Here is a 23196-nt window from a genome sequence, read left to right on the forward strand (position 1 = left end):
GAAAAACCATTCCCGCCGAGACCATGTCCCCGACAATCAGCGACATATCCATCCGCCCGGCCGTTGCGACCGACATTCCCGCCGTCACCCGCATCTATGCCCATGCCGTCGAGCACGGCACGGCGACCTATGAACTCGAACCGCCGCCCGAATCGGAAATGACCATGCGCATGGAAGCGCTGCAGGCGCAGGGCTATCCCTATATGGTCGCCGAAAACCAAGAGCGCCGGCTGTTGGGCTATGCCTATGCCGGTCCCTTCCGCGCCCGCCGGGCCTACCGCTTCATCGTCGAGGATTCGGTCTATATCGACCCGCAGGCCCAGGGTCGCGGCGTCGGCCGGCTGCTCATGGAAGCGCTGATCGCCGAATGCCGGCGCCTGGGCTTCCGCCAGCTCATCGCCGTGATCGGCGACGGCACCAACCACCGCGCCTCCATCCGCCTACACGAGGTGACCGGCTTCGTCCACGCCGGCGTCCTGAAAGGCAGCGGCTACAAGCACGGAAAATGGCTGGACACGGTCTTCATGCAGCTTGAAATGAACGGCGGCGACACCCTGCCGCCCGACCCCGATTCCCTGCCGGAGCGGATGTTCCGGAAAGCGGTCTAGCGCTCCGCCGTCACCAACTCCGGCAAGTTCGTTGAAACGCTACCGCCGCACCGCCCGCACGACACGCAACTGCTTGTCGAACACCGTCAAAACGCGCGCCAGCTCATGGCCGCGCTTCAGCACGACTCCGGCCGCCGTGACGACTGACCATGCGCCCTGCTTGCGGGCCAGCTTCGGGTTCTTGACGATCTGGAACATAGGCATTTCGCTGGCCCGGCGGTAGACCGAGAAGACGGCCCGGTCCTTGAGATGGTCGATGGCATAGTCGCGCCATTCACCGGCCGCGACCATCTGCCCGTAGAGGCGCAGTATGTGATCCAGCTCGCGCCTGTCGAATGTTACGGGCAGATCCAGGCGTGCGCGCCTGGCCTCTACGAAAGGGATGAGGTTGCCGGAATCTTCCCCATCCTCCCTGCCGCTTCCGTATTCAGTCATCAGCCGCACGCACCTTTGTGACGATGTCATGAAGGAAAGGTACGCGGCCAAACATGAAATGCAAGCCCCGGAGCGAGGTTTCGGCCTCGCGCGACAGCCTCCGCAGCGCCGTTCGCAGATGGGAGGGCGGCCCCGCTCGTGCAGCGGAGATGAGAACTGGAACCGCCGAACATGCGCCGCTCGACGCGCGAATGTTCATCTCGCGAGGGAGGTAGCTCCGCGTTCACGAAAGAGGACGCGCTGTCGGATATGGTGATCGATTGCCACATTGTCGCCGCCTTCTGTTCAAGCTGCCGCCTGATTTCAAAGCCACGATCCACTCGTTGCCTGAGACGGTTCGGTCCGGACGCTGCTCCGTAACCCCAAGCCCCCCGCCCACGGGGCCGTGGACGGATCGAACCAACTCCGGGCTTCACCAAGCCCCGGAACGTCAGGGCGACGATCCCAAATAGCGCCGGAGCTTGGCTTTGCCAAACCGGCGTTTTTTTGACCAGGCATCGGCGGTGATGTTTGGTTGCCAGGTGCCGCACCTGGCGGCCCAGGCGCAATGCGTCCCAGAAAGACCCGCCTGTCAGCTTCCCGCGCGGGCGGCGCCGAGAATGGGGCCGGGCCGTCCGGCCTTGTCCACCGATTGCAGCAGCACCGCGCAGTTGCTGCCCCATTTGGCGATCTCGCTCATGGGCATCTCCAGCCGCGTCGCCTTTCCGTGCCACATGCCGATCGTCCGGTATTCGGTGACGATGTTGCGGTACTCGATGGTGCGGCCCGAATTCTCGCCCGCGCCGATCGTGACGCGCTTGCGCGGCTCGTAATAGACCAGCACCACATGGGCATCCTTCGCATCGCCGACGGCAGAGCCGATATCGATCGCCAGGCTGTTGCCGTCTTCGGTGATAGTCACATCGACCGCTTCGCTCGTCTCGCTCTCGAGCGCCGTCAGCACCGCCGGGCGCTTTGACCCCACGACATGGGTGCGTCCGTTGATCACCATCTGAGGCGTATAGACCGAGCTGTCGAACTTCTGCGCGTAACCGCGCTGGCGGGCGCTGTTCTCTGGCGAGCCCAGCCTGTCTCTCCACCCCAGATAGTCCCAGTAGTCCACATGATAGGCGAGCGCCACCAGATCGTCGCGTTCCGCCAGCTCGGCCAGAAACGCATCGGCCGGCGGGCAGGAGCTGCAGCCCTGGCTGGTGAACAGCTCGACCACCCTCACCTTCTCCGCCGCCGCGCCCGCCATCGGTGCAAGGCAGAGTGCCGTCAGCGTCAAACCTGCCAGTTGCGCGGCAAGCCGCGCCTTGATGCGCTTCATGACATCCATTCCGTGAATTGTCGCGCCGGACACCGCGTCACTATCCCGTCCGCTCGAAAATGGTAGCGGCAATGCCGCATCAATGGGAAGTCACGTTGCGGTGAAAACATTCCAAGGGCAAGCGGCGTGAAGTGCCCTGCTGACGCAAAGGGGCCGCCGGTCATGACCCGGCGGCCCCTTCAATTCCAGGAATGTCGCTCCAAGGAAGCGTCACCGTGGTCTAGGCGGCAAGATCCCGCAGCACATAGTGCAGAATGCCGCCATTGCGGAAATATTCCAGCTCGTCCAGCGTGTCGATGCGGCACAGCACCGGCACTTCCTTCACCTCGCCGTCGGCATAGGTGATCTTGGCGGTCATGGTCGCGCGCGGCTTGATGTTCTCCAACCCCTCGATCGTCACCGTCTCGTCACCCTTCAGGCCAAGGCTCCTCCAGCCGACGCCGTCTTCGGCAAAGACGAAGGGGATGACGCCCATGCCGACCAGGTTGGAGCGGTGGATGCGCTCGTAGCTTTCCGCGATGACCGCGCGCACGCCCAGGAGATTGGTGCCCTTGGCTGCCCAGTCACGCGAAGAGCCGTTGCCATATTCGGCGCCGGCGATAACCACCAGCGGAACGCCCTCCTGCTTGTAGCGCATGGCGGCATCGTAGATCGACATCTCCTCCTTGGAGGGATAGTGGATCGTATAGCCGCCCTCGGTGCCGTTCTCGCCCAGCATGAAGTTGCGGATGCGGATATTGGCGAAGGTGCCGCGCATCATCACTTCATGGTTGCCGCGCCGCGTGCCGTACTGGTTGAAATCGACCACGTCCACGCCGTGGTCCATCAGGTATTTGCCGGCCGGCGATTGCGCCTTGATCGAACCGGCGGGAGAGATATGGTCGGTGGTGATCTTGTCGCCGAACAGGCCGAGGATGCGCGCGCCCTTAATGTCGCTGACATCGCCGGCCTTCTTGCCCATGCCCTCGAAATAGGGCGGGTTCTGGACATAGGTCGATTCGTCGTCCCAGGCGTAAGTCTCGCCCTCGGGCACCTGCACGGCGCGCCAGTTGTCGTCGCCGGTGAAGACCTCGGCATATTTCTTCTCGAACAGGTCGCGCGTGACGTGCTCCTGGATAAAGGCCTGGATCTCCTGGTTCGACGGCCAGATGTCCTTCAGGTAGACGTCCTTGCCGTCCTTGTCCTTGCCGATGGGCTCCTTGGTGAGGTCCTTCTTCACCGTCCCGGCCAGCGCATAGGCGACGACCAGCGGCGGCGAGGCCAGGTAGTTGGCCTGCACGTCCGGCGAGATGCGCCCTTCGAAATTGCGGTTGCCCGAAAGGACGCCGGCTGCGATCAGCCCCTTGTCGTTGATCACCTTGGAGATCGGCGCGTTGAGCGGGCCTGAATTGCCAATGCAGGTGGTGCAGCCGAAACCGACCAGATTGAAGCCGATCTGGTCAAGCTCCTTCTGCAGCCCCGATTTATCGAGATATTCCGCCACCACTTGGCTGCCCGGCGCCAGTGAGGTCTTCACCCACGGCTTCTGCTTGAGGCCGAGACGATTGGCGTTGCGGGCGAGCAGGCCGGCGCCGATCAGAACCGACGGGTTCGACGTGTTGGTGCACGACGTGATGGCGGCGATCGCCACGTCGCCGTGGCCGATGTCGTAGTCCTCGCCCTCGACCTGCCAGCGCTTGTCCTTCTCCGACGCATCCTTCTTGTATTCGGAAACGAGCGCCTCCTCAAAGCCCGAGGCGATGTTCTCCAGCGGAATGCGGCCCTCGGGACGCTTCGGACCGGCCATGGAGGGCACGACGTCGCCCAGATCGAGCTCCAGCGTGTCGGTGAAGACCGGGTGCTCGGAGCCCGTCTCGCGGAACATACCCTGCGCCTTGCAATAGGCTTCCACCAGCGCCACGCGCTCTTCGGCGCGGCCGGAGATGGTGAGATAGTTCAGCGTCTCCGAATCGACGGGGAAGAAGCCGCAGGTGGCGCCGTATTCGGGCGACATGTTGCCGATCGTCGCGGCGTCGGCCAGCGTCAGATGGTCGAGCCCGTCGCCGAAGAACTCGACGAACTTGCCGACCACACCTCGTCTGCGCAGCATCTGCGTGACGGTGAGCACGAGGTCGGTGGCCGTCACGCCTTCCTTCATCCTGCCGGTCAGCTTGAAGCCGATCACTTCGGGCAGAAGCATTGAAATCGGCTGGCCGAGCATGGCCGCTTCGGCCTCGATGCCGCCCACACCCCAGCCCAGCACGCCGAGGCCGTTGATCATGGTCGTATGCGAATCGGTGCCCACGCAGGTGTCCGGATAGGCGATCTCGACGCCGTCCTCTTCCTTCGTCCAGACGGTCTGGCCGAGATATTCGAGGTTCACCTGATGGCAGATGCCCGTGCCGGGCGGCACGACGCGGAAATTCTTGAATGCCTTCTGCCCCCATTTCAGGAAGCGATAGCGCTCCCCGTTGCGCTCATATTCCAGCTCCACATTTCGGGCGAAGGCCTTGGGCGTGCCGAACTCGTCGACGATGACCGAATGGTCGATGACCAGATCGACCGGAACGAGCGGATTGATCTTCTGCGGATCGCCGCCGAGCGCCTTCATCGCATCGCGCATGGCGGCCAGATCGACCACGGCCGGAACGCCGGTAAAATCCTGCATCAGCACGCGGGCCGGCCGATAGGCGATCTCATGGCCGGCGGTGCCCTTGTCGTCCAGCCAGGCGGCGACAGCCTCGATATCGGCCTTGGTGACGGAGCGGTCGTCCTCGTTGCGCAGCAGGTTCTCCAGAAGCACCTTCATGGAGAAGGGAAGTTTCGACACGCCGGTAAGACCGTTCTTCTCCGCCTCCTTGAGATCGAAATAGACATACTCCTTGTCACCCACTTTCAGGGTACGGCGGCAATTGAAACTGTCGAGAGATTTAGACACGGGCGATCCTATCTGGTCTGTTCATCCGAAACGGGAACGGACTCCTCCAGGCATCACGCGCAAAAGGTGCGGGTACGGTCATTTCCGCTGTCCGTTCCTAGCGTCCGGGCCGTTCAAGGCGGCGCGCGCGCGGGGTATCGGCACAAAGAGTTACACGCCGACCGCTGGCGTGGTTGTCCGGGATATAGAGAATTTCGTAAAAGAGTTCCATACCGTCATTGGGCAAAACTGCAGCCCTCCAACAATTCAGGAAAACCCTTTGCCGCCACATGCCCCCACAATCGAGTTCGCAGCAACAGGACTGGCGGGCGAACGCGGCGGCGAGCCTGTGTTTCAAGGACTTTCCTTCCGGGTGCGCGAAGGCGAGGCGCTGACCGTGACAGGGCCGAATGGCGCTGGCAAGTCCACGCTGTTGAGGGTCCTCGCCGGCCTCCTGCCGGTGCATGAAGGCGCGGTCTCCTTCAAGGGCGGCGGCGAGGATTTTCCCGATGCACGGAGCGCCTGCCATTATCTCGGCCACAAGAACGCGATGAAAGCCGCGCTGAGCGTGGAGGAGAATCTCACCTTCTGGCGCGAGTTCCTGGGCCATCCGCACCTCGACCCGTGGGAGGCGCTCGACATGGTCGGGCTCGGCGACATCTCTCACCTGCCCTTCGGCTATCTGTCCACCGGCCAGCGCCGCCGCGCCGCGATCGCCCGGCTGCTCGTCAGCTACCGCCCCGTCTGGCTGCTCGACGAGCCCACCGCCGGCCTCGACAAGGCATCCGAAGCGCAATTCGCGGAACTGATGGGCGCGCATCTGGAGGATGGCGGGCTGATCGTGGCGGCGACGCATTTGCCGCTGGGGCTCGAGGCTGCGGGGGAGTTGAAGATGGGGGAGGTGCGGGCATGATTATTACCTGCGCCTCTCACGCCCCCCTCTATCCTGGGCTCGTCGAATGGGCCGGGCATCTCCCCCTCAAGGGGGTAGATCAGCTGCCACCCCTGCTTTCGCCAATCTCCGACGTCGCAAAAGAGGCGCCGGAGCATGCGGTCGGCGTAATCTCCCCCCTTGAGGGGGAGATGCCCGGTAGGGCAGAGGGGGGTGCGAAGGGGCACCGACATTCCCGGAGCAAGGGATGCCCCGCCCCATGCTAGCCCTCTACCTTCGCGAAACGCGCCTCGGCGTACGCGCCGGAAGCGGTGCCCTGACCGGCATCCTGTTCTTCCTCGCCGTCATCGCCGTCATCCCCTTCGGCATCGGCCCCGATCTCAACCTTCTGGCGCGGATCGGCCCGGCGATCCTGTGGATCGGCGCGCTGCTGGCAAGCCTGCTCGGCCTCGAGCGCCTGTTCCAGGCCGACCGCGAGGACGGCTCGCTCGACCTGCTCATTGCGTCGGACCGCCGCCACATGCTTGCAGTCACCGTCTTCGTCAAATGCCTGGCCCACTGGACGGCCAATATATTGCCGCTGGTCGCCGTCTCTCCATTGCTCGGCCTTTTCATGAATGTCCCGCCGCTCGGAATAGGGGCCGCCACGCTGACCCTTCTGGTGGGCACGCCGGCCATTCCCTTCATCGGCGCCGTCGGTGCGGCGCTCGCCGTCTCGCTCCCGCGCGGCGGCCTCCTGGTCTCGGTGCTGGTCCTGCCGCTGACGGTACCGGTGCTGATTTTCGGCGTGTCGGCCGTGCGCGGGGCCGTTGCCGATCCGGACCCTTTTCTGCCGGCCTTCCTCATTCTCGCCGCGCTTACGCTCTTCTTTGGCGTAATCGGCCCCCTGGCCGCCGCCTTGGCCCTGCGCTGGAGCGGCGACTGACGGGGCGGAGCGGCACTTTGCGGCAACAGGACGAATTGCGAACGAGGCCAAGCAGCGCTATCTACCGGTCATGAACGAGCCCCCGAAACCTTCAAGCCTGACGGCGCTGGCCAATCCCACCCGCTTTCTGTCGCTGGCCGACCGTCTGGTGCCATGGCTGGGCGCCGTTTCGCTGGGGATACTGGCCGTCGGACTCTATCTCGCTTTTGCCGCGCCCGAGGATTATCAGCAGGGCATCACGGTTCGCATCATGTACATCCATGTCCCGTTCGCGTGGATCGCCATGCTCTGCTATTCGCTGATGGCGGCCTCGGCGCTCGGGACCCTCGTGTGGAAGCACCCGCTGGCCGACGTCTCGCTGAAAGCGGCCGCGCCCATCGGCGCCGTCTTCACCGCGCTGGCGCTGTTCACCGGCTCCGTCTGGGGCAAGCCCATGTGGGGCACATGGTGGGTGTGGGATGCGCGGCTGACGTCGGTCTTTGTGCTTTTCCTGATGTATCTCGGCATCGTCGCGCTGACTCGCGCCATGGACGATCCGGCCCGTTCCGCCCGCGCGGCCGCGATCCTCACGCTGGTCGGCTTCATCAATATCCCGATCATCAAGTTTTCGGTCGATTGGTGGAACACGCTGCACCAGCCGGCCTCCGTGTTCCGCCTCGACGGGCCGACGATCCACGCCAGCCTTCTATGGCCGCTCCTCGTCTGCGCCCTCGGTTTCACGCTGCTTTTCCTGACGCTGCATCTCATGGGCATGCGCGCCGAAATCTGGCGCCGCCGCGTTGCGGCCATGCGCCGGCTTTCCGCCCGCGCGGCAGATCTGCGGCCAGCCGGGGCACGCGCCGGATGAGCCATCTCGCCTATGTCACCGCCGCATATCTCGGCTCCGCGCTCGCTATTGCCGGGCTGGCGCTGTGGATCCTGCTCGATCAGCGCGCCCGCAGGCGCGAGCTGAAGGAACTGGAAGCGCGCGGCATACGCCGCCGCGCCCAACGCACGGATGCCGGGTCGTGAGCGAAGCACCGAGGGGGCACGGCAAAGCAGTGTCGGGCAAGGAACGGACGGAGGCGGGCCATCCGCTGCGCAGGATCTTCGTGATCCTGCCGCTGTTGGCCTTTCTGGCGTTGTCGGCCGTCTTCCTGATGCAGCTCCTTTCCGGCCGCGACACCGCCGTGGTGCCTTCCGCACTGATCGGCGAGCAAGCCCCGCAGACGAGCCTGCCGCCCCTGGAAGGCCTGGCCCTGCCCGGCCTGGAGCCGGCCGACTTCCTGGGCAAGGTGTCCCTGGTCAATGTGTGGGGCTCCTGGTGCGGTCCCTGCCGACAGGAACACCCGCTGCTCATGGAACTTGCCAGGGACGACAGGGTCCGGCTCGTGGGCCTGAACTACAAGGACAGACCCGAGAATGCCCGCCGCTTCCTGGGCGAACTCGGCAATCCATATGAGGCGATAGGCGTCGACCGCAACGGCCGCGCCGCCATCGAATGGGGCGTCTACGGCGTGCCCGAAACCTTCCTCGTCGGCCCCGACGGCACCATCCGCTATAAGCACGTAGGCCCCTTCACGCCGCAGAGCATCCAACGCGAGCTGATGCCGGAGATCGACAAGGCGCTCAAGGACGCGCCGGCCTAGATGTGAGCTTTCATGAGGTTGTCCATTTGGACGCACGAAGGACGCTCTGACACTTTGAATCTACGCATCGTGCTTTCCGAAAATCGATTCCGATTTCCGGGCCGATGCTGTAGCGCAGGTCCTGGAAAAGTGGGAACCGGTCTTCGTCCGGAAACTGCGCAGAACCAGGCAGATTGTCCCTCGCCCCCGCGCCGGATATGCTGCGCCGCGCATGAGGGAACGGATGAGTATCCGCCAACACTTCCTGAGGCAGGCCAAGGCCTGTGATGAACTCGGATCGCCTTTCACGGCGCGCCTGTGCAGGCTTCTGCCCTCCTTGCTGGATCAGACGGCGGAGGTGGGCGGCATCGTGACCGGGTGGGGCGGGAACGCCGGGGCCGATGCTCTCGCACTGCGTTTCTGCGGCGGATTGCATGCGCTCGTACTTTCGGACCGGGCTCCCGCACTGGCCGCGAGCTATCCGCCCAATGTGACCAACGACGAAGAGTTGGCCCGTGCCATCGTCGCCGCCACCCTCAATGAGCTCGCCTTTCTGGTCGAGTTTCTAAAAAGGCCGCCGCAGACTAATGAGATCGGCCGCTCGGCCATGCTGTTGCCGGGCCTGCTGGCGGTCGGGCGGGAAACGGCCATGCCGATCCAGCTGTGCGAGATCGGGGCGAGCGCCGGCCTTAACCTGATGCTCGACCGCTTTCACTACCGCTACGGCAAGACGTGCTGGGGCGACGAAGCCGCGCCGGTGAGGCTTGCGCCCGAGATACGAGGAAAAGGCCCCCCGCTCGGAGGCTTTCTCGACATCTCGGATCGTCGCGGCTGCGATACGGCGCCGATCGATATTGCGGACGCGGAGGAGCGCCTGCGCCTCAGATCCTATATCTGGGCCGATCAGACGGAGCGGCTTGACCGCCTTGACGCCGCTTTGGCGCTGGCCACCCAGGATCCGCCGCCCGTGGAAACTTCGGACGCTGCGGATTTCGTCGAGAAGATGCTCGCCCGGCGCGACCCTTCATCGGCCTTCGTGCTTTTCCATTCGATCATGTGGCAATATGTGCCTGAAGCCACGCAGAGGCGCATCGAGAAATGCCTCGACACCGCGGGAAACCTCCCTGGCGCGGCACCCATTGCTTGGCTGCGCATGGAGCCCGTTGCCAGCGGCGCTCCCTATGCCACGCTGCGCTTGAACCTTTGGCCGGGCGGCGCAGCGCGCGACCTTGCCCACTGCAACTATCATGGCCGCTGGATCGAATGGATCGAGCGTTAGTCGGGCGCTATGGAACGGTTACCCTCGCCTCCCGTTCACCGCGCCGAGAACGCCAGTCTGAGCCCGAGCGCCGCGAAGGCGGCGGCGAAGCTGCGGCGCAGCCACTTCATGACGGCCGGGCTGCTCAGCACCCTGCCGCGCACGAGAGCTGCCATCTGCCCGTAGGCGATGAAGATGACGAATGTCATCGCCATGAAGACGAAGCCGAGCCAGCCCATGGCGACGGCCGGAACGGCCGCGTCTACCGGCACGAACTGCGGCAGGAAGGCCAGGAAGAAGATCGACAGCTTGGGATTGAGGATATTGATCAGGAAGCCGCGGCGGATGATCTTCCAGTGCGGCACCTGCGCGCGGTCCGGCGCAGCCTCGAGGAGGCCCTTTTCCCTGAGTGCGCCCCAGGCCATCCATAGTAGGTAGAGCACGCCGGCGAACTTGACCGCCTGGAAGAGCACGGCGCTGGCATGCAACAGCGCCGCAAGGCCGAGGATCGCCGCCGCTATGTGCGGCAGGATGCCGAGCGTGCAGCCGAAGGCCGCCGAAACCGAAGCCCCGCCGCCGCGCCCCAGTGCGATGGCAAGCGTATAGATCACGCCTGTCCCGGGAATGAGCACGACCACCAGGGCCGTAAGCAGGAATGCCGGGTCCAACGGGCCGCCTCCGCATCAAAACATGATCCCGAAAAGTGTATTCCGGTTTTCGTGAAAGATCATGCCAAAACTGGGACCCGGGTCGTGACGACGATTCGATGAAGGTCGTCACGGCCCAGGGAGGCGGCAGTGTGCCTGATGGCTGCACACTGTCAAGCCGGCGGCGTTTCTGTTCCGCTTACGCGGCCCCCGCCCGCTGCTTTTCGAAGCGCTTGCGCTCGTTCGGATCGAGATAGAGCTTGCGCAGGCGGATGGACTTGGGCGTCACCTCCACCAGCTCGTCGTCCTGGATCCACGAAAGCGCCCGCTCCAGCGTCATGCGGATCGGCGGGGTGAGCTTGACGGCGTCGTCCTTGCCCGAAGCCCGGACGTTGGTCAGCTTCTTGCCCTTGAGCACGTTCACTTCCAGGTCGTTGTCGCGGGAGTGGATGCCGATGATCATACCCTGATAGACCTTGGTGCCGGCGTCGATGACCATCGGCCCGCGGTCTTCCAGGTTGAACAGCGCGTAGGCGACCGCCTCGCCGCTGTCGTTTGAAATCAGCACGCCGTTCACCCGGCCCGGCAATTCGCCCTTGTAGGGCTGGTACTCGTGGAACAGGCGGTTCATCACCGCCGTGCCGCGCGTATCGGTCAGAAGCTCCGACTGATAGCCGATCAGGCCACGCGTCGGCGCATGGAAGACCAGCCTCTGGCGGTTGCCGCCCGAAGGCTTCAGCTCCACCATCTCGGCCTTGCGCTCCGACATCTTCTGCACGACGACGCCCGCATGCTCTTCGTCGACGTCGATGACCACTTCCTCGATGGGCTCCAGAAGCTGGCCGCTGTCATCCTTGTGCATGACCACGCGCGGGCGCGAAACGGCCAGTTCGAAGCCCTCGCGCCGCATCGTCTCGATCAGCACCGCCAGTTGCAACTCGCCGCGGCCCGAGACGTAGAAGGAATCCTTGTCGTCGGCTTCCTCGATCTTCAGCGCGACATTGCCCTCGGCCTCCTTCAGGAGACGGTCGCGGATGACGCGGCTCGTCACCTTGTCGCCCTCGGTACCGGCCAGCGGCGAATCGTTGACGATGAAGGACATGGTCACCGTCGGCGGATCGATCGGCTGCGCGCTGAGCGGCTCGCTCACCGACGGATCGCAGAACGTGTCGGCGACCGTGCCCTTCGAAAGGCCGGCAATGGCGACGATGTCGCCCGCCTGCGCCTCGTCGATCGGCTGACGCTCCAGTCCGCGGAAGGCCAGGATCTTCGAAACGCGGCCGGTCTCCAGCAGCGTGCCGTCATGATGCAGCACCTTCACCGCCTGGTTCGGCTTGACGGAGCCGGATTCGACGCGGCCCGTGATGATCCGCCCGAGAAACGGATTGGCTTCCAGGATCGTGCCGATCATGCGGAACGGGCCGGGATGGACCGTCGGCGCCGGCACATGCTTGATCACCAGATCGAACAGCGGCGCCAGGCCCTGGTCCTTCGGCCCCTCGGGATTTTCCGAAACCCAGCCGTCCCGGCCGGAGCCGTAGAGGATCGGGAAATCGAGCTGCTCGTCGGTCGCGTCCAGCGCGGCGAAAAGGTCGAACACCTCGTTGACCACCTCGACATGGCGCGCGTCGGGGCGGTCGATCTTGTTTATGACGACGATGGGCTTCAGCCCGACCTTCAGCGCCTTGCCGACGACGAATTTCGTCTGCGGCATGGGGCCTTCGGCGGCATCGACCAGCACGATGGCGCTATCCACCATCGACAGGATGCGCTCCACCTCGCCGCCAAAATCGGCGTGGCCGGGCGTATCGACGATGTTGATGCGGGTATCCTTCCAGTCGACCGAGGTCGCCTTGGCCAGAATGGTGATGCCGCGTTCCTTTTCCAGATCGGTCGAATCCATGGCGCGTTCGGCGACGCGCTGGTTCTCGCGGAACGAGCCGGACTGTTTCATCAGCTCGTCGACGAGCGTGGTCTTCCCATGGTCAACGTGGGCGATGATCGCAATATTGCGCAGGTTCATAGGTTCTCTTTGGAATCAGGCTGGCCAGCGAACAAAACGCGGCCAAGTTTCGTTGGCCGCGCTCATACAGCTTTTTTCGCAGATGCGAAAGGGCTTAGCGGTTGTTTGGAATTCCGCTGCGGCGAGGCGGACGCTTGCCGCAGCGGGATGGTCGAACGGTGGCTTAAGCCGAGCGCACCGGATCGAGGGTTACCTTATAGAGCTCATTGTTGTCGCGATCCATCAGCCGCACCGTCATCTGCTCGCTGTTCGCTTCGATGTCGGCCAGCCCGAAGAATTGGAAACCGGCCGATGGCGGCAGGTTCGCGCCCTGCTCCTCGCTCGGCGCCTTCACATATTTCAGTTCGGGCCCGAAAGTGCCGTCGAGGTCGTTGGGGCCGAAGGTGCCGGCGTGCAGCGGGCCCGAAACGAACTCCCAGAAAGGCTTGAAGTCCTGGAAGGCCGCTTTGTCGGGATTGTAGTAGTGCGCCGCCGTGTAGTGAACGTCGGCCGTGAACCAGACTGTGTTGTCGATGCCCGCGTTCTTTATGTAGCGAAGAAGGTCGGCGATTTCAATCTCCCGCCCGCCGGGCTGGCCGGCGCCGCGGTCGGCGATGCCTTCGATCCTGTCGCCGTCCGGCACCACGAGGCCTATCGGCATGTCCGAAGCGATAACCTTCCAGGTTGCCCGGGAATTGGCCAGCTCCCGCTTCAGCCACTTCACCTGCTCCTCGCCTATGATGCGGGCTTCCTCGCTCATTTCCCGCTGCGGCGTATCGGTATTCGCGCCGCGATAGGAGCGCAGATCGAGGAAGAAGACATCGAGCAGCGGCCCGTAGGAGATCTTGCGGTAGACGCGGCCGGGCTCGGCCGGCGTGAAGCGGATCGGCGTCATCTCGTGGAAGGCGCGCGCCGCGCGGGCCGTCAGCAGCGGTACGGATTTCTCCGTATAGCGGTCATCCTGCGAAAGATCCTTGGAAGCCGACCAGTTGTTGACCACCTCGTGGTCGTCCCACTGGAACAAGGTCGGGCACACGGCATTCAGCGCGCGCACATGCTCGTCCATCATGTTGTATTTCCACTGGCCGCGAAACTCGTCCAGCGTCTCGGCCACCTTGCGCTTCTCGTCGATGAGGACGGCGTTCTTCCACACGCTGCCGTCCTTCAGCCTCACCTCGTCTTCCATGGGGCCATCCGCATAGATCGTGTCGCCCGAATGCAGGAAGAAATCCGGCTGATGCCCGGCCATCGTGGCATAGGTCTTCATCCCCGTCTCGTCGATGCCCCAGCCCTGGCCGGCCGTATCCCCCGACCAGGCGAAACGGATATTGCGTCGGCCCGCCGGCGCCGTCCTGAACCGGCCGATAATAGGCTCGGAACCCGCATTGACGTCGCTGAGGTCGTAGGCCGTCATGCGATAGAAAACCTCCTGGTCGGGGGTCAGCTCGGTCAGGAGCCGCTTGACCGCGAAATCGCTCTCCGGCAGCGCGTCGAGCGGTGGCAGCCTGCGCGCGTCCGCCAAGCTCTCGGTCGTCGCCACCTCGAACTGCACCCGCGCCGGCCTGTCCGTCCGCGTCCAGATCATGCCGGAACTGGTGTCCACGTCGCCCGACTGGACGCCGTGTGTGAACTGCGGGCGTGATGACGCACGCGAGATGGCCGGCATGGCAAGGCCGGCGGCGACCGAAAGAACGGCGGCGCTGCCGCTCGTCAGGAATTGGCGGCGGGTACGCACTGCAAAAGGCTTCATGACAGTCTCCCTCATGATCTGGTGGCGAGGGATGCAATGTCGTTGGCCACTGTGGCAGGCGATTATCGGTTGCGTGACAGGCTTTTGAAACTTGCGTGACGGAGGGCGATTGCCGTGCCAAAGGTGGCGCCGGCGACCGTCACATTCGTTCGCCCGGCAGCTGGCTGGCTTGCTTCACCCAATCGGCGAACTGCTCTTCGTCGAGCTGACCCTCGTAAATGTCGAGATAGCGCACTTCCGGGTGTTTGGACTTTCCGGGCGGCACAGGCCGCAGCGACGTGCCGCGGAAGAAGGTCACCTTGATATACTTCGTGAAGCAGTGAAAGCTGAGGAACCAGCCCTCGTCTTCAATGCCATAGAAGGGTGAGTTCCATTTGACCGCCTTGCTCACGCCGGGAACGGTGCGCGTGATGATTGCGTCGAGGCGGCGCCCGACATCGCTTTTCCAGCCCGGCATCGCCGCGATATAGGCCTGCACGGGGGCATCGCCATAGCCCTTCGCGATCTGGGGATTGCCGCCCGAGAGGAGGACGGGCTTGCCGGGTTCCGATTTGGTGGCGGGCTTTGTCGCCTTCGCCCGCTTCCTGGGTGCCTCCTTGTCGTTCATCGTGTTCGCGCCTCTCCTGTGGCTCGTCCTCCGCTGCGCCGCTTGGCGGCATACGGCAGCACGAACATGTAAAGGCCCGTGAACAGGAGCACGAAGAGCGGAGGCAGCGGCGAATAGACCAGCCAGGGGGGAGGTTCCCCGAGCCCCATGGCAACGAAGTTGGCGGTGACGGCCAACGTAAAGGCAATAGCCACCCAGCGGTGGATCTGCCGGATCCATCTGTTCCAGTTCAATGGTGCCTCCTTCGAAATCGAATCGAAGCGGATCGAGCGCCCTTCGTGCGTCTGGATAAACGCACGGCCTTCTACGCGGCGTTCAGCGCCACGGCCGCCCGGACAAGAGCCTTCAACGCCTCCTCGTCGATCTCGTCTCCTTCGTGCAAGTCGATCGCCCGCCTGGTGTTGCCCTCGAGACTTGCATTGAAGAGGCCGGAAGGATCCTCAAGCGCGGCCCCCTTGGCAAAGGTCATCTTCACGGCCTTCTTGTAGGTCTCGCCGGTGCAGATCATTCCGTCATGATACCACACCGGCACCCCTCTCCACTTCCACTCCTCGACCACCTCGGGATCGGCCTGCTTGATGAGGGCGCGGAGCCGGGAGAGCATCTCTCCCCGCCAGTCGCCCAACTCCCGGATCCTCTCGTCTATCATCTGGGACGGAGTTTTCTCCTGTCGAGGCCCGCTGGTGCTCATGAAGTTCCCTCTTTCCGTTCCTCTTGTTCCCGGGGTCAGATGACGATTCAAGCACTCATCGTCATGATCCAAGCCGGTGCTGCGCCATCGACGCCTGCCCCGCGCCGTGCGGGCGGATGTCAGTCCATGCGCTCCAGAACCTGCTCCAGGGCCGCGAAGAATCTCGGCCAACCGGCCTTGGCGCCCCGGTAGTATGGCTGCTGATCCGGCCTGAAGCCCCTTTGCTCCATGCGCAGCCGGGTCCCCGTGCTCGTCGGCGTGAGGGTCCATGTGATGACGCTTCTGAGAGCCTTGGTATCCCACGTGTAGGACAGTGTCTTGTTCGGCTCGGCTGTCTGGACCCGCCCGTCCACGGAACCCCAGTCCGCGCTGAGTTGGAACCTGTGGCCTACATCCGGCTTGAAATCGTTCTTCATCAGCCATTCCTCCATCAGGTGCGGCTGGGTGAGCGCGCGCCAGATCTTTTCCGGCGGATGGGGTACTTCCCGTTCGACAACGACGGAGAGCGTTTCGGCCGCGGCATCGGTCATTGGTCCATCCTTTGGAGCAGATCTTCGAGATCGTCGAACCGGCTTTGCCAGAACCGGCCCATCTGGTTTGTCCAGTCGACCAGCGGGGAAAGCGCGTCCAGCTGCGCGCTGTAGTGCGTCTGTCGTCCTTCATGGCGGTCGCGCACCAGCCCTGCCCTTTTCAGGACACCCAGATGCTTCGAGACGGCCGGCTGCGAGACGCCGGCCTGAGCCGTCAGGGCCCCCACCGTCTGATCGCCGTCACGGCACAGCCGCTCGAAAATCGCCCGCCGCGTCGGATCGGCGAGCGTCTTGAAAAGGATGTCGTGGGGTTGCGGCATGAGGATATATAACTCGCTGGCTATTGATCAAACCAATAACCGACGGGATATGTGTGTGTCAAGCGCCCGATGGACCGGCACGGCGATGCAGGTCCCGGGGCCGCTCGCCGGGACTTCTGCCCGCGTTGGCTTCAAGCCAGCCCCTTCTTCTCCATCATCGCCTCGGGGCTCGGCATCCTCCCGCGGAACGCCTTGTAGAGCGCTTCCGGGTCTGCCGTGTCGCCCGCCGCATAAACATGCTTCAGCAGCTTGGCGGCGGTTTCCGCATCGAAGGGATCGCCCGCTTCCTCGAAGGCGCGGAAGGCGTCTGCATCGAGCACTTCCGACCACATGTAGGAATAATAGCCCGCCGAATAGCCATCGCCGGAAAACGCGTGCAGGAAATGCGGCGTGCGGTGGCGCATGGGAATGGCGGCGGGGGCGCCCAGCCGTTCCAGCTCCGCCGCCTCCAAGGCAAGCGGGTCTTCCGGCGCCTCGGCCGCCGCATGGAAGGCCATGTCGACCAGCGCCGAGGCGGTGAACTCGGTCGTCGCAAAGCCGGCGTTGAAATTGCGCGCGGCCCGCATCTTGTTGACGAGCTCCATCGGCATGGGCTCGCCCGTCTCCACATGGCGGGCATGTTTCGACAGCACCTCGGGCACGGTGAACCAGTGCTCGTAGAGCTGCGAGGGAAGCTCGACGAAGTCGCGCGAGACCGCCGTGCCGGAGACCGAAGGCCATGTCGCCTCGCTCAAAAGTCCGTGCAGCGCATGGCCGAACTCGTGAAACAGGGTGCGCGCGTCGTCCGGTGACAGCAGCGCCGGCCTGCCCTTGGGCGGCTTGGCGAAATTCATGACATTGTAGATGATCGGCCTTTGGCCGCCGCCAAGCTTGTGCGCCGTCTGCAGCCGGCTCATCCACGCGCCCGAACGCTTGGAGGGGCGGTTGAAATAATCGGCGAGAAACACGCCGCGCTCGGTGCCGTCGGCGTTCCTCACCAGGAAGACGCGCACATCCTCGTGCCAGGCCGGCACGCCCTCGATCTCCTCGAAGGTGAGGCCGAACAGCCGGCCCGCCACATCGAAGGCCGCCGCGATCACATTATCCAGCGCCAGATAGGGCTCCAGCGCGCCCTCATCGAAGGCGAAACGCTCGGAGCGCAATCTTTCGGCGTAAAAGCGCCAGTCCCACGGTGCGATGGCGTGGTTGTCGCCGGCCGCAGTGGCCAGCCGCTGCAGTTCCTTCGCGTCTGCCGCCGCCTTTTCCCGCGCCTTGTTCCACACCGGCTCCAAAAGCGCCATCACCCGTTCGGGCGTCTTGGCCATGGTGTCGTCGAGCTTATAGGCGGCAAAGGTCTCGTAGCCGAGCAGGCGGGCCTTTTCCGCGCGCAGCCGCAGCGTCTCGCGCACGATCTCCGCATTGTCGGTCTCTCCGCCATTGGCGCCGCGCGAAACGAACGCCTTGAGCACGGTTTCACGCAGGTCGCGGCGCCGCGAATAGGTAAGAAACGGCTCGGCGATGGAACGCGAAAGCGTGACGGCAAAACGCCCCGCCTCGCCCCGGCTTTCCGCCGCCTCGGCCATGGCGCTGCGCAGGGCCTGCGGCAGTCCCGCCAGATCGTCTTCGCCGAGGAACAGTGCCCATTTGCTCTCGTCGGCCAGCACGTTCTGCCCGAACTTCGCGCCCAACCCGGCAAGCGCCTCGTTGATCTCGGCAAGCCGCTTCTTGCCCGCCCCATCCAGCCGTGCGCCGCCGCGCACGAACGCCTTCCAGCATTTCTCCAGCACCCGCGCCGTCTCCGGATCGAGGTTCAGCGCATCCCGTTCCCGGTAGAGCCTGTCGACCCGCTCGAAAAGAGCCTCGTTCATGGCGATCGCCGAATAGTGGCGGGCCATGCGCGGCGAGATTTCCCGCTCCAGCCGCTGGATCGTCTCGTTGGTGTGCGCCCCCGCCTTGCACCAGAAGATCGCCGAGACCCGTTCCAGCGTCTTGCCGGCAAGTTCCAGCGCCATCAGCGTATTCTCGACGGAAGGTGTCTCGGGATTGCCCGCGATGGCGTCGATCTCGGCGTTGTGAGCCGCGAACCCGGCTTCGAAGCCTTGTTCGAAGGCATCATCCTCGATGCGCGCGAACTCCGGTAGCCCAATGCGCCCATTCCAATCGGCCAGGGGCGATCGTTCGGGTGGAAATACGTCGTGGTTCATCGAAATCCTCGTGGAAGAGCCGGCGGACTGCCTGGATCGGGAAAGAATGAGCTAGAGGTCATGTAGGCTTCGGCCATCGCGGCCGCAACACTTGACAGCGCACGCTGCGCACCGGACAATCGACCTAGTAAACATTGCTTACTAATTTAGGACATCCATGGCCGGCACCTTCGATCCCGAAGCCTTCGGCTTTCTCATTTTCGATCTCTATCGGCTCATCAGGAGCGATATGGACCAGCGGATCGCCGCCGCCGGCATCGGCATCACGCCCGGCGAGGCGCGGACGCTGGTCCATGCCGCGCGCGCCGGCGAAGTCCGCCAGAACGTCCTTGCCGAGCGCATGGGCCTCGAAGCCATGACGCTCAGCGCCTATCTCGAGCGGCTGGAGCGGCAAGGTCTCGTCGAGCGGCTTGCCGACGAGACCGACCGCAGGGCGAAGCTGATACGTCTCACGGACAAATCGACGGCCGTTCTGGAAGCGATCGTATCGCTCGGCAAGGAAGTGCGCCTGAAGGCGCGCGGCTCCATGAGCGACGAGGAATGGGAAGCCCTGCAGCAAACCCTCAAACGCATCCGCAGCAATTTTGGTCCCCCTGCTCCGGAGGAAGCTGCGGCACCGGCCGGAAAACTGGACCCCATCTTCGGAAATCGCGACGCATAGACAAAGGGAGCTGGAGCCTCCCGACACCGCGCTCCAACTGGCAAACGCGCCTGAAACGGCGAAAGCAGGATCCCATGAAGCATCGGCAAGCGGCGGCGGCGCCAATCATGAGCGAACGCCGCGTGAGCCTGATCGGCGCCATGCTGGTCGCCGTCGGCCCCGTCTCAATGGCGCTCTACACGCCGGCGATGCCCGAGATCGTCAGCGCCTTCGGCACCACCGAAGCGGCGGTGAAGATGACGCTGTCGCTCTATTTCGCCGGCTTCGCCATCGCCCAGCTCATCTGCGGCCCGCTCTCGGACGGCCTCGGCCGCAAGCCCGTCACCTTCGCCTTCATGGGCATCTATGCGGTGGCGAGCCTCATCGCCGTCATGGCGCCGAGCATCGAATGGCTGATCGCCGCGCGCTTTCTGCAGGGCGTCGGCGCGGCGGTGGGCGTTGCCGTCTCGCGCGCGCTCGTGCGCGACCTGTTCACCCAGGACCAGTCAGCGCGGATCATGAACCTGATGGGTATCATCCTCGCCATGGGCCCCGCCCTTGCGCCCACCCTCGGCGGGCTCACCATGGAGCTGTTCGGCTGGCACGCCATCTTCCTGGTCATGCTGGCGGCGGGCGCCGGCATCGTCCTCGTGGTCCATTTCGCGATGCGCGAAACCGTCGTACGCGATCTTTCCCGCATCTCCCCCGCCGGCCTTGTCCATTCCTACGGCCTGCTCCTTGCAAGCCCCTATTTCCTGATGTCCAGCCTCGTCGTGGCCGGCACGGTCGGCGCCCTCTATACCCAGGCGACGGTGCTGCCGTTCATCCTCATGGGCCGGGTCGGCCTCTCGCCGGCCGAGTTCGGCGTCGGCATGCTGATGCAGTCGGGCTTCTTCTTCATGGGATCGCTGTCGGTGCGCTCCCTGCTCAGCCGCACCAAGGCGCCCCGGCTGGTGCCTTTCGGCCTCGGCTTCATCGCCGTGGGCAGCGTCCTCATCGCCTGGTTCCTGAACGCCGCGCCGCCGACATTCCTGAGCGTCATGGGCCCGGTCGCCTGCTATGCGTTCGGCATCGCCTTCGTCATGCCCGCCATGATGACGGCCTCGCTCGCCCCCTTCCCCCGCATCGCAGGGTCGGCTTCGTCGCTGATGGGCTTCATGCAGATGGGCAGCGGGCTGCTGGGCGGCTCCATCGCCGCGCTCCTCGGCGACCCGGTCTTCGCGATGGGCACGATCATTCCAGCCATGGGCGCCATCGCCATCGCGGCATGGCTGCTATGGCGGCGCCTGCCGGAGCCGGCGCTCGCCACCGCCGTGCGTCATGTGCCGGAGAACCCGGCCTGACTCAGTCCAGCAAAGGCCGCTCGAAATCGCCGGTCTTGGGGTCCATCACCCACAATTCGCCGCGTTCGATGTCGAACCAGGCGCCGTGAAGCGACAGCCGGCCCTTGTCCTCCAATATCTTCACGCATGGGAAGCTGCGCAGGTTCTCCACCTGATAGCGGACGGAAATGCGCTCCAGCGCCGTCTGGCGTTCGGCCGCGGTCATGCTGTTGCCGGCAAGCGCCGCCGCCGCCGGGGCGACCAGCCCCATCCATTTGCCGATGAAATCACCGGGCGAGAGCGGCTCGGCGGTAGGGTTCAGCGCCGCTCCGATGCCGCCGCAGCGGCCGTGGCCCATGATCACGATGCTCTTCACCTTCAGGCTTTGCACCGCAAACTCCAGCGCAGCCGACGTACCGTGGTGCCGGCCGTCGGGCGCATAGGGCGGCACCAGATTGGCCACGTTGCGCACCACGAAAAGCTCGCCCGGCCCGGCGTCGAATATCGTTTCGGGCGCGGCCCGTGAATCGCAGCAGGCGACTACCATGGTCTCGGGCTTCTGCCCGTCACGCGCCAGTGCCCGGTAGCGCTGGCTTTCGGCCGAATAACGCGAGGCCATGAAGCTGCGGTAGCCGGCGAGGAGGCGTTCGGGCAAATGTGTCATGGCGAGCCGAATAGCGCGGAACGACTGCCCGGGCAATATGGGAGGCGGTCAGCCTGCGGCCGCGATTCCCGCTTGCAGACGGCGCAAGGTGACCTGAGTTGCCGGCCGGATCATACAGTCGATATCGGCGGCCAGCGTCAGTTCGTCGGCGCCGCGCGCGCATGCCCTCTCGACCGCCTGGAAAACGCCGGACGTGGCGTATCGCAACGCGTCCTCGGCTCCATCGCCCTTGAGCAGCCGCGACACGTATAGCGCCGCCACAAGATCGCCCGTCCCCTTGGGCGGGTTGTCGACAGCGGGATGTTCGGCAAGCAGTGCGCTGCCGGCAGACATGAGCAGGTTGCCGATGCTGCCCGCCGCCTCCCCGGGTGCCGACGTCACCAGCATCGCCGGCGGCTTGGCGTCCGATGCCGCGGCGCGGATGGCGGCGATCGAATCGAGTTTTCGCCCGGTCATCCAGGAAAGCTCGAAGCGGTTGGGCGTGGCCAGGTCCGCGATCGGCATCAGCCGGTCGCGGACGGCAGCGGCCGTGCTCTCCGCGACATACTGCCCCTCGGCGTCGCCCATCACCGGGTCGCAGACATAGAACGCCCGCGGGTTGGCCTTCTTGACCGCCGCGACGAGCGAGACAACGGCGTCGGCCTGCGAAGCCTCCCCCAGATAGCCGGAAGTGACCGCGCCGACCTGTCCCAGCCAGGGCGCCCGCTCCAGATCGCCCATGAAGGCGGAAAATTCTTCCGCCGGCGGCACGATGCGCGTGGCCGGCCCATGGCCTGGATGCCAGGGAAGCGCGATTGTCGGCACCGCCCAAACCGGATGGCCGCAGCTTTCCAGCGCGAAGACGATGGTGCGGTTGCCTACCGCGCCCCGCGCGACATGGCTCGATATGACGATGACCGCCTTGCCGTCCATCATGAACCCGACTCCGCGAGAAAAGAGAATATCCAGCCGATCACCAAGATGACCAGCACAACCGACAGCACACGGCCGATCCTGCGCCCCCACAGTTCCGCCCAATCGTCTTCGGGCGCGTCGTCGGCCTTGAAGTGCTTCTTTGTGCGGTCGATCAGCGGACGCGATTCGACCTCGCGGTTCACCCTGTCCAGGATGCCTTCCGATTCGTTCCGCCTGTCCCGAGGCTTCTTGTCGGCCATGCAGCGCACCCGAATAATACCAGGGAAGACACCAGCCATTCCCAGCCATTCCATTATCAGGCGAATATCACTATTCTGCCGCCCGGTCGAATACGCTCCGGGGGCTTTTCTATGATCCAGTCATTGCGCCTGCCCGCGCCTTCCATGCGCGGCGCCATCATCCTGCTCGCCCTCTTGCCGCTCCTTTCGGCATGCGGGTTCAACACCATTCCGACCCGGGAGGAGCAGGCAAAGGCCGCCTGGAGCGAGGTTTTGAACCAGTACCAGCGCCGCGCCGACCTCATCCCCAACCTGGTGGAAACGGTGAAGGGCTATGCCTCCCACGAGCGCGAGGTGCTCCAGGCGGTGGTTGAAGCCCGTGCCAGGGCCACGAGCGTGCAGATTTCTCCGGACATGCTGGACAACCCCGAAGCTTTCAGAGCCTTCCAGGAAAGCCAGTCGCAGCTGACCAGTGCCCTTTCGCGCCTGCTGGCGGTGGTCGAAAACTACCCCGACCTCAAGGCCAGCCACAACTTCCTGGCGCTACAAGCCCAGCTCGAGGGCACGGAGAACCGTATCGCCGTTGCCCGTCGCGACTACATCGAGGCCGTGCGCCTCTACAACACGTCGCTGAGAACGCTGCCCACGATGCTTTGGGCGAAGTTCTGGTTCACCGACGCCGAGCCCTTGCCGAGCTTCACAGTCTCCGAGGAAAGCATGAGCCTGCCGAAGGTCGACTTCGGCAATGGGGGCTAGGATCGCAATTGCGTTTCACGC

The 23196-nt window shown here is 64.5% G+C and carries 25 protein-coding genes; 10 read left to right on the forward strand and 15 right to left on the reverse strand.

The features are described 5' to 3' along the window. Nucleotides 1–23 precede the first annotated feature (23 nt). The gene (locus NTH_RS09215) at nucleotides 24–608 is read left to right on the forward strand and encodes an N-acetyltransferase family protein (RefSeq protein WP_338531851.1); all 585 of its coding nucleotides are present in this window, start codon (nucleotides 24–26) and stop codon (nucleotides 606–608) included. A gap of 39 nt (nucleotides 609–647) precedes the next feature. Here the strand turns inward: NTH_RS09215 and NTH_RS09220 are convergent, their stop codons facing one another. The 3 genes from NTH_RS09220 to acnA form a co-directional block, all read right to left on the reverse strand. Further along, nucleotides 648–1043, reverse strand: coding sequence for a DUF2794 domain-containing protein (locus tag NTH_RS09220; protein ID WP_338529740.1), 396 nt, complete (start codon nucleotides 1041–1043; stop codon nucleotides 648–650). Between the two features lie 571 nt (nucleotides 1044–1614). Then, complete coding sequence (locus NTH_RS09225; protein WP_338529741.1) at nucleotides 1615–2352, reverse strand: DUF1223 domain-containing protein; 738 nt, start codon at nucleotides 2350–2352, stop codon at nucleotides 1615–1617. A 220-nt stretch (nucleotides 2353–2572) separates the two neighbouring features. Further along, complete coding sequence (gene acnA / locus NTH_RS09230; RefSeq protein WP_338529742.1) at nucleotides 2573–5269, reverse strand: aconitate hydratase AcnA; 2697 nt, start codon at nucleotides 5267–5269, stop codon at nucleotides 2573–2575. A gap of 259 nt (nucleotides 5270–5528) precedes the next feature. Between acnA and ccmA the strand changes: the two genes are divergently transcribed. The 6 genes from ccmA (at nucleotide 5529) to NTH_RS09260 (ending at nucleotide 9951) form a co-directional block, all read left to right on the forward strand. Beyond that, nucleotides 5529–6161: a heme ABC exporter ATP-binding protein CcmA gene (gene ccmA, locus NTH_RS09235; protein ID WP_338529743.1), complete on the forward strand. Its 633-nt coding sequence runs from the start codon at nucleotides 5529–5531 to the stop codon at nucleotides 6159–6161. A gap of 238 nt (nucleotides 6162–6399) precedes the next feature. After that, entirely contained in the window at nucleotides 6400–7065 is a 666-nt protein-coding gene (ccmB, locus tag NTH_RS09240; protein ID WP_338529744.1) for a heme exporter protein CcmB, read from the forward strand. 70 nt (nucleotides 7066–7135) lie between these two features. Further along, nucleotides 7136–7912, forward strand: a complete 777-nt coding sequence (locus NTH_RS09245) for a heme ABC transporter permease (protein ID WP_338529745.1) — start codon at nucleotides 7136–7138, stop codon at nucleotides 7910–7912. Next, nucleotides 7909–8076 (forward strand): heme exporter protein CcmD, encoded by a 168-nt coding sequence (gene ccmD / locus NTH_RS09250; RefSeq protein WP_338529746.1) that lies wholly within the window; start codon nucleotides 7909–7911, stop codon nucleotides 8074–8076. The genes NTH_RS09245 and ccmD overlap by 4 nt, the downstream gene beginning before the upstream one ends. Before the next feature lie 29 nt (nucleotides 8077–8105). Then, nucleotides 8106–8693 (forward strand): DsbE family thiol:disulfide interchange protein, encoded by a 588-nt coding sequence (locus tag NTH_RS09255; RefSeq protein WP_338531852.1) that lies wholly within the window; start codon nucleotides 8106–8108, stop codon nucleotides 8691–8693. Nucleotides 8694–8916: 223 nt separating this feature from the next. Further along, a complete protein-coding gene (locus NTH_RS09260; RefSeq protein WP_338529747.1) occupies nucleotides 8917–9951 on the forward strand; it encodes a DUF2332 domain-containing protein in 1035 nt (344 codons plus the stop codon). A gap of 35 nt (nucleotides 9952–9986) precedes the next feature. Here NTH_RS09260 and NTH_RS09265 read toward each other — a convergent pair whose 3' ends face one another. From NTH_RS09265 to NTH_RS09305, 9 genes are all read right to left on the reverse strand, one after another. Then, on the reverse strand, nucleotides 9987–10598 hold the full coding sequence (locus tag NTH_RS09265; protein WP_338529748.1) for a LysE family translocator: 612 nt from the start codon (nucleotides 10596–10598) through the stop codon (nucleotides 9987–9989). A 178-nt stretch (nucleotides 10599–10776) separates the two neighbouring features. Further along, nucleotides 10777–12600, reverse strand: coding sequence for a translational GTPase TypA (typA, locus tag NTH_RS09270; protein ID WP_338529749.1), 1824 nt, complete (start codon nucleotides 12598–12600; stop codon nucleotides 10777–10779). A 163-nt stretch (nucleotides 12601–12763) separates the two neighbouring features. Beyond that, nucleotides 12764–14329 carry an alkaline phosphatase D family protein gene (locus NTH_RS09275; protein WP_338529750.1) on the reverse strand — a complete coding sequence of 522 codons (1566 nt, stop codon included), beginning with the start codon at nucleotides 14327–14329 and terminating at the stop codon, nucleotides 12764–12766. Between the two features lie 139 nt (nucleotides 14330–14468). After that, nucleotides 14469–14936: a DUF1801 domain-containing protein gene (locus NTH_RS09280; RefSeq protein WP_338529751.1), complete on the reverse strand. Its 468-nt coding sequence runs from the start codon at nucleotides 14934–14936 to the stop codon at nucleotides 14469–14471. Next, nucleotides 14933–15169, reverse strand: coding sequence for a hypothetical protein (locus tag NTH_RS09285; RefSeq protein WP_338529752.1), 237 nt, complete (start codon nucleotides 15167–15169; stop codon nucleotides 14933–14935). The genes NTH_RS09280 and NTH_RS09285 overlap by 4 nt, the downstream gene beginning before the upstream one ends. A gap of 71 nt (nucleotides 15170–15240) precedes the next feature. After that, nucleotides 15241–15627: a DUF1801 domain-containing protein gene (locus NTH_RS09290; protein WP_338529753.1), complete on the reverse strand. Its 387-nt coding sequence runs from the start codon at nucleotides 15625–15627 to the stop codon at nucleotides 15241–15243. 119 nt (nucleotides 15628–15746) lie between these two features. Continuing rightward, nucleotides 15747–16157 (reverse strand): SRPBCC family protein, encoded by a 411-nt coding sequence (locus tag NTH_RS09295; RefSeq protein WP_338529754.1) that lies wholly within the window; start codon nucleotides 16155–16157, stop codon nucleotides 15747–15749. Then, nucleotides 16154–16477, reverse strand: coding sequence for an ArsR/SmtB family transcription factor (locus tag NTH_RS09300; protein ID WP_338529755.1), 324 nt, complete (start codon nucleotides 16475–16477; stop codon nucleotides 16154–16156). Before NTH_RS09300 ends, NTH_RS09295 begins: the two co-directional genes overlap by 4 nt. Nucleotides 16478–16608: 131 nt before the next feature. Further along, nucleotides 16609–18660 (reverse strand): M3 family metallopeptidase, encoded by a 2052-nt coding sequence (locus tag NTH_RS09305; RefSeq protein ID WP_338529756.1) that lies wholly within the window; start codon nucleotides 18658–18660, stop codon nucleotides 16609–16611. Between the two features lie 157 nt (nucleotides 18661–18817). Between NTH_RS09305 and NTH_RS09310 the strand changes: the two genes are divergently transcribed. After that, nucleotides 18818–19321 (forward strand): MarR family winged helix-turn-helix transcriptional regulator, encoded by a 504-nt coding sequence (locus NTH_RS09310; RefSeq protein ID WP_338529757.1) that lies wholly within the window; start codon nucleotides 18818–18820, stop codon nucleotides 19319–19321. Between the two features lie 107 nt (nucleotides 19322–19428). Beyond that, the gene (locus NTH_RS09315; RefSeq protein ID WP_338529758.1) at nucleotides 19429–20643 is read left to right on the forward strand and encodes a multidrug effflux MFS transporter; all 1215 of its coding nucleotides are present in this window, start codon (nucleotides 19429–19431) and stop codon (nucleotides 20641–20643) included. A 1-nt stretch (nucleotide 20644) separates the two neighbouring features. On the opposite strand, the gene NTH_RS09320 is transcribed toward NTH_RS09315, so the two are convergent. Genes NTH_RS09320 through NTH_RS09330 form a run of 3 tightly spaced genes read right to left on the reverse strand, consistent with a single transcriptional unit; the run spans nucleotide 20645 to nucleotide 22479 of the window. Next, entirely contained in the window at nucleotides 20645–21286 is a 642-nt protein-coding gene (locus tag NTH_RS09320; protein ID WP_338529759.1) for a carbonic anhydrase, read from the reverse strand. 48 nt (nucleotides 21287–21334) lie between these two features. After that, nucleotides 21335–22201, reverse strand: a complete 867-nt coding sequence (pdxY, locus tag NTH_RS09325; RefSeq protein WP_338529760.1) for a pyridoxal kinase PdxY — start codon at nucleotides 22199–22201, stop codon at nucleotides 21335–21337. Beyond that, nucleotides 22198–22479: a hypothetical protein gene (locus NTH_RS09330; RefSeq protein WP_338529761.1), complete on the reverse strand. Its 282-nt coding sequence runs from the start codon at nucleotides 22477–22479 to the stop codon at nucleotides 22198–22200. The genes pdxY and NTH_RS09330 overlap by 4 nt, the downstream gene beginning before the upstream one ends. A 72-nt stretch (nucleotides 22480–22551) precedes the next feature. Here NTH_RS09330 and NTH_RS09335 point away from each other — a divergent pair, with 72 nt between their 5' ends. After that, the gene (locus NTH_RS09335) at nucleotides 22552–23175 is read left to right on the forward strand and encodes a LemA family protein (RefSeq protein WP_338529762.1); all 624 of its coding nucleotides are present in this window, start codon (nucleotides 22552–22554) and stop codon (nucleotides 23173–23175) included. The last annotated feature ends 21 nt before the right edge of the window (nucleotides 23176–23196 follow it).

Source organism: Nitratireductor thuwali (assembly GCF_036621415.1).
GTDB lineage: Bacteria > Pseudomonadota > Alphaproteobacteria > Rhizobiales > Rhizobiaceae > Chelativorans > Chelativorans thuwali.

What these genes read in the sequence shown, in the direction of transcription:
- NTH_RS09275 (WP_338529750.1), bottom strand. Translation starts at nt 14,329, where the DNA reads ATGAAGCCTTTTGCAGTGCGTACCCGCCGCCAATTCCTGACGAGCGGC.
- NTH_RS09295 (WP_338529754.1), bottom strand. Translation starts at nt 16,157, where the DNA reads ATGACCGATGCCGCGGCCGAAACGCTCTCCGTCGTTGTCGAACGGGAA.
- NTH_RS09290 (WP_338529753.1), bottom strand. Translation starts at nt 15,627, where the DNA reads ATGAGCACCAGCGGGCCTCGACAGGAGAAAACTCCGTCCCAGATGATA.
- NTH_RS09280 (WP_338529751.1), bottom strand. Translation starts at nt 14,936, where the DNA reads ATGAACGACAAGGAGGCACCCAGGAAGCGGGCGAAGGCGACAAAGCCC.
- ccmB (WP_338529744.1), top strand. Translation starts at nt 6,400, where the DNA reads ATGCTAGCCCTCTACCTTCGCGAAACGCGCCTCGGCGTACGCGCCGGA.
- NTH_RS09310 (WP_338529757.1), top strand. Translation starts at nt 18,818, where the DNA reads ATGGCCGGCACCTTCGATCCCGAAGCCTTCGGCTTTCTCATTTTCGAT.
- NTH_RS09330 (WP_338529761.1), bottom strand. Translation starts at nt 22,479, where the DNA reads ATGGCTGGTGTCTTCCCTGGTATTATTCGGGTGCGCTGCATGGCCGAC.
- NTH_RS09315 (WP_338529758.1), top strand. Translation starts at nt 19,429, where the DNA reads ATGAGCGAACGCCGCGTGAGCCTGATCGGCGCCATGCTGGTCGCCGTC.
- NTH_RS09320 (WP_338529759.1), bottom strand. Translation starts at nt 21,286, where the DNA reads ATGACACATTTGCCCGAACGCCTCCTCGCCGGCTACCGCAGCTTCATG.
- ccmD (WP_338529746.1), top strand. Translation starts at nt 7,909, where the DNA reads ATGAGCCATCTCGCCTATGTCACCGCCGCATATCTCGGCTCCGCGCTC.
- typA (WP_338529749.1), bottom strand. Translation starts at nt 12,600, where the DNA reads ATGAACCTGCGCAATATTGCGATCATCGCCCACGTTGACCATGGGAAG.
- NTH_RS09305 (WP_338529756.1), bottom strand. Translation starts at nt 18,660, where the DNA reads ATGAACCACGACGTATTTCCACCCGAACGATCGCCCCTGGCCGATTGG.
- NTH_RS09215 (WP_338531851.1), top strand. Translation starts at nt 24, where the DNA reads ATGTCCCCGACAATCAGCGACATATCCATCCGCCCGGCCGTTGCGACC.
- pdxY (WP_338529760.1), bottom strand. Translation starts at nt 22,201, where the DNA reads ATGATGGACGGCAAGGCGGTCATCGTCATATCGAGCCATGTCGCGCGG.
- NTH_RS09335 (WP_338529762.1), top strand. Translation starts at nt 22,552, where the DNA reads ATGATCCAGTCATTGCGCCTGCCCGCGCCTTCCATGCGCGGCGCCATC.
- NTH_RS09220 (WP_338529740.1), bottom strand. Translation starts at nt 1,043, where the DNA reads ATGACTGAATACGGAAGCGGCAGGGAGGATGGGGAAGATTCCGGCAAC.
- NTH_RS09245 (WP_338529745.1), top strand. Translation starts at nt 7,136, where the DNA reads ATGAACGAGCCCCCGAAACCTTCAAGCCTGACGGCGCTGGCCAATCCC.
- NTH_RS09260 (WP_338529747.1), top strand. Translation starts at nt 8,917, where the DNA reads ATGAGTATCCGCCAACACTTCCTGAGGCAGGCCAAGGCCTGTGATGAA.
- NTH_RS09300 (WP_338529755.1), bottom strand. Translation starts at nt 16,477, where the DNA reads ATGCCGCAACCCCACGACATCCTTTTCAAGACGCTCGCCGATCCGACG.
- NTH_RS09225 (WP_338529741.1), bottom strand. Translation starts at nt 2,352, where the DNA reads ATGAAGCGCATCAAGGCGCGGCTTGCCGCGCAACTGGCAGGTTTGACG.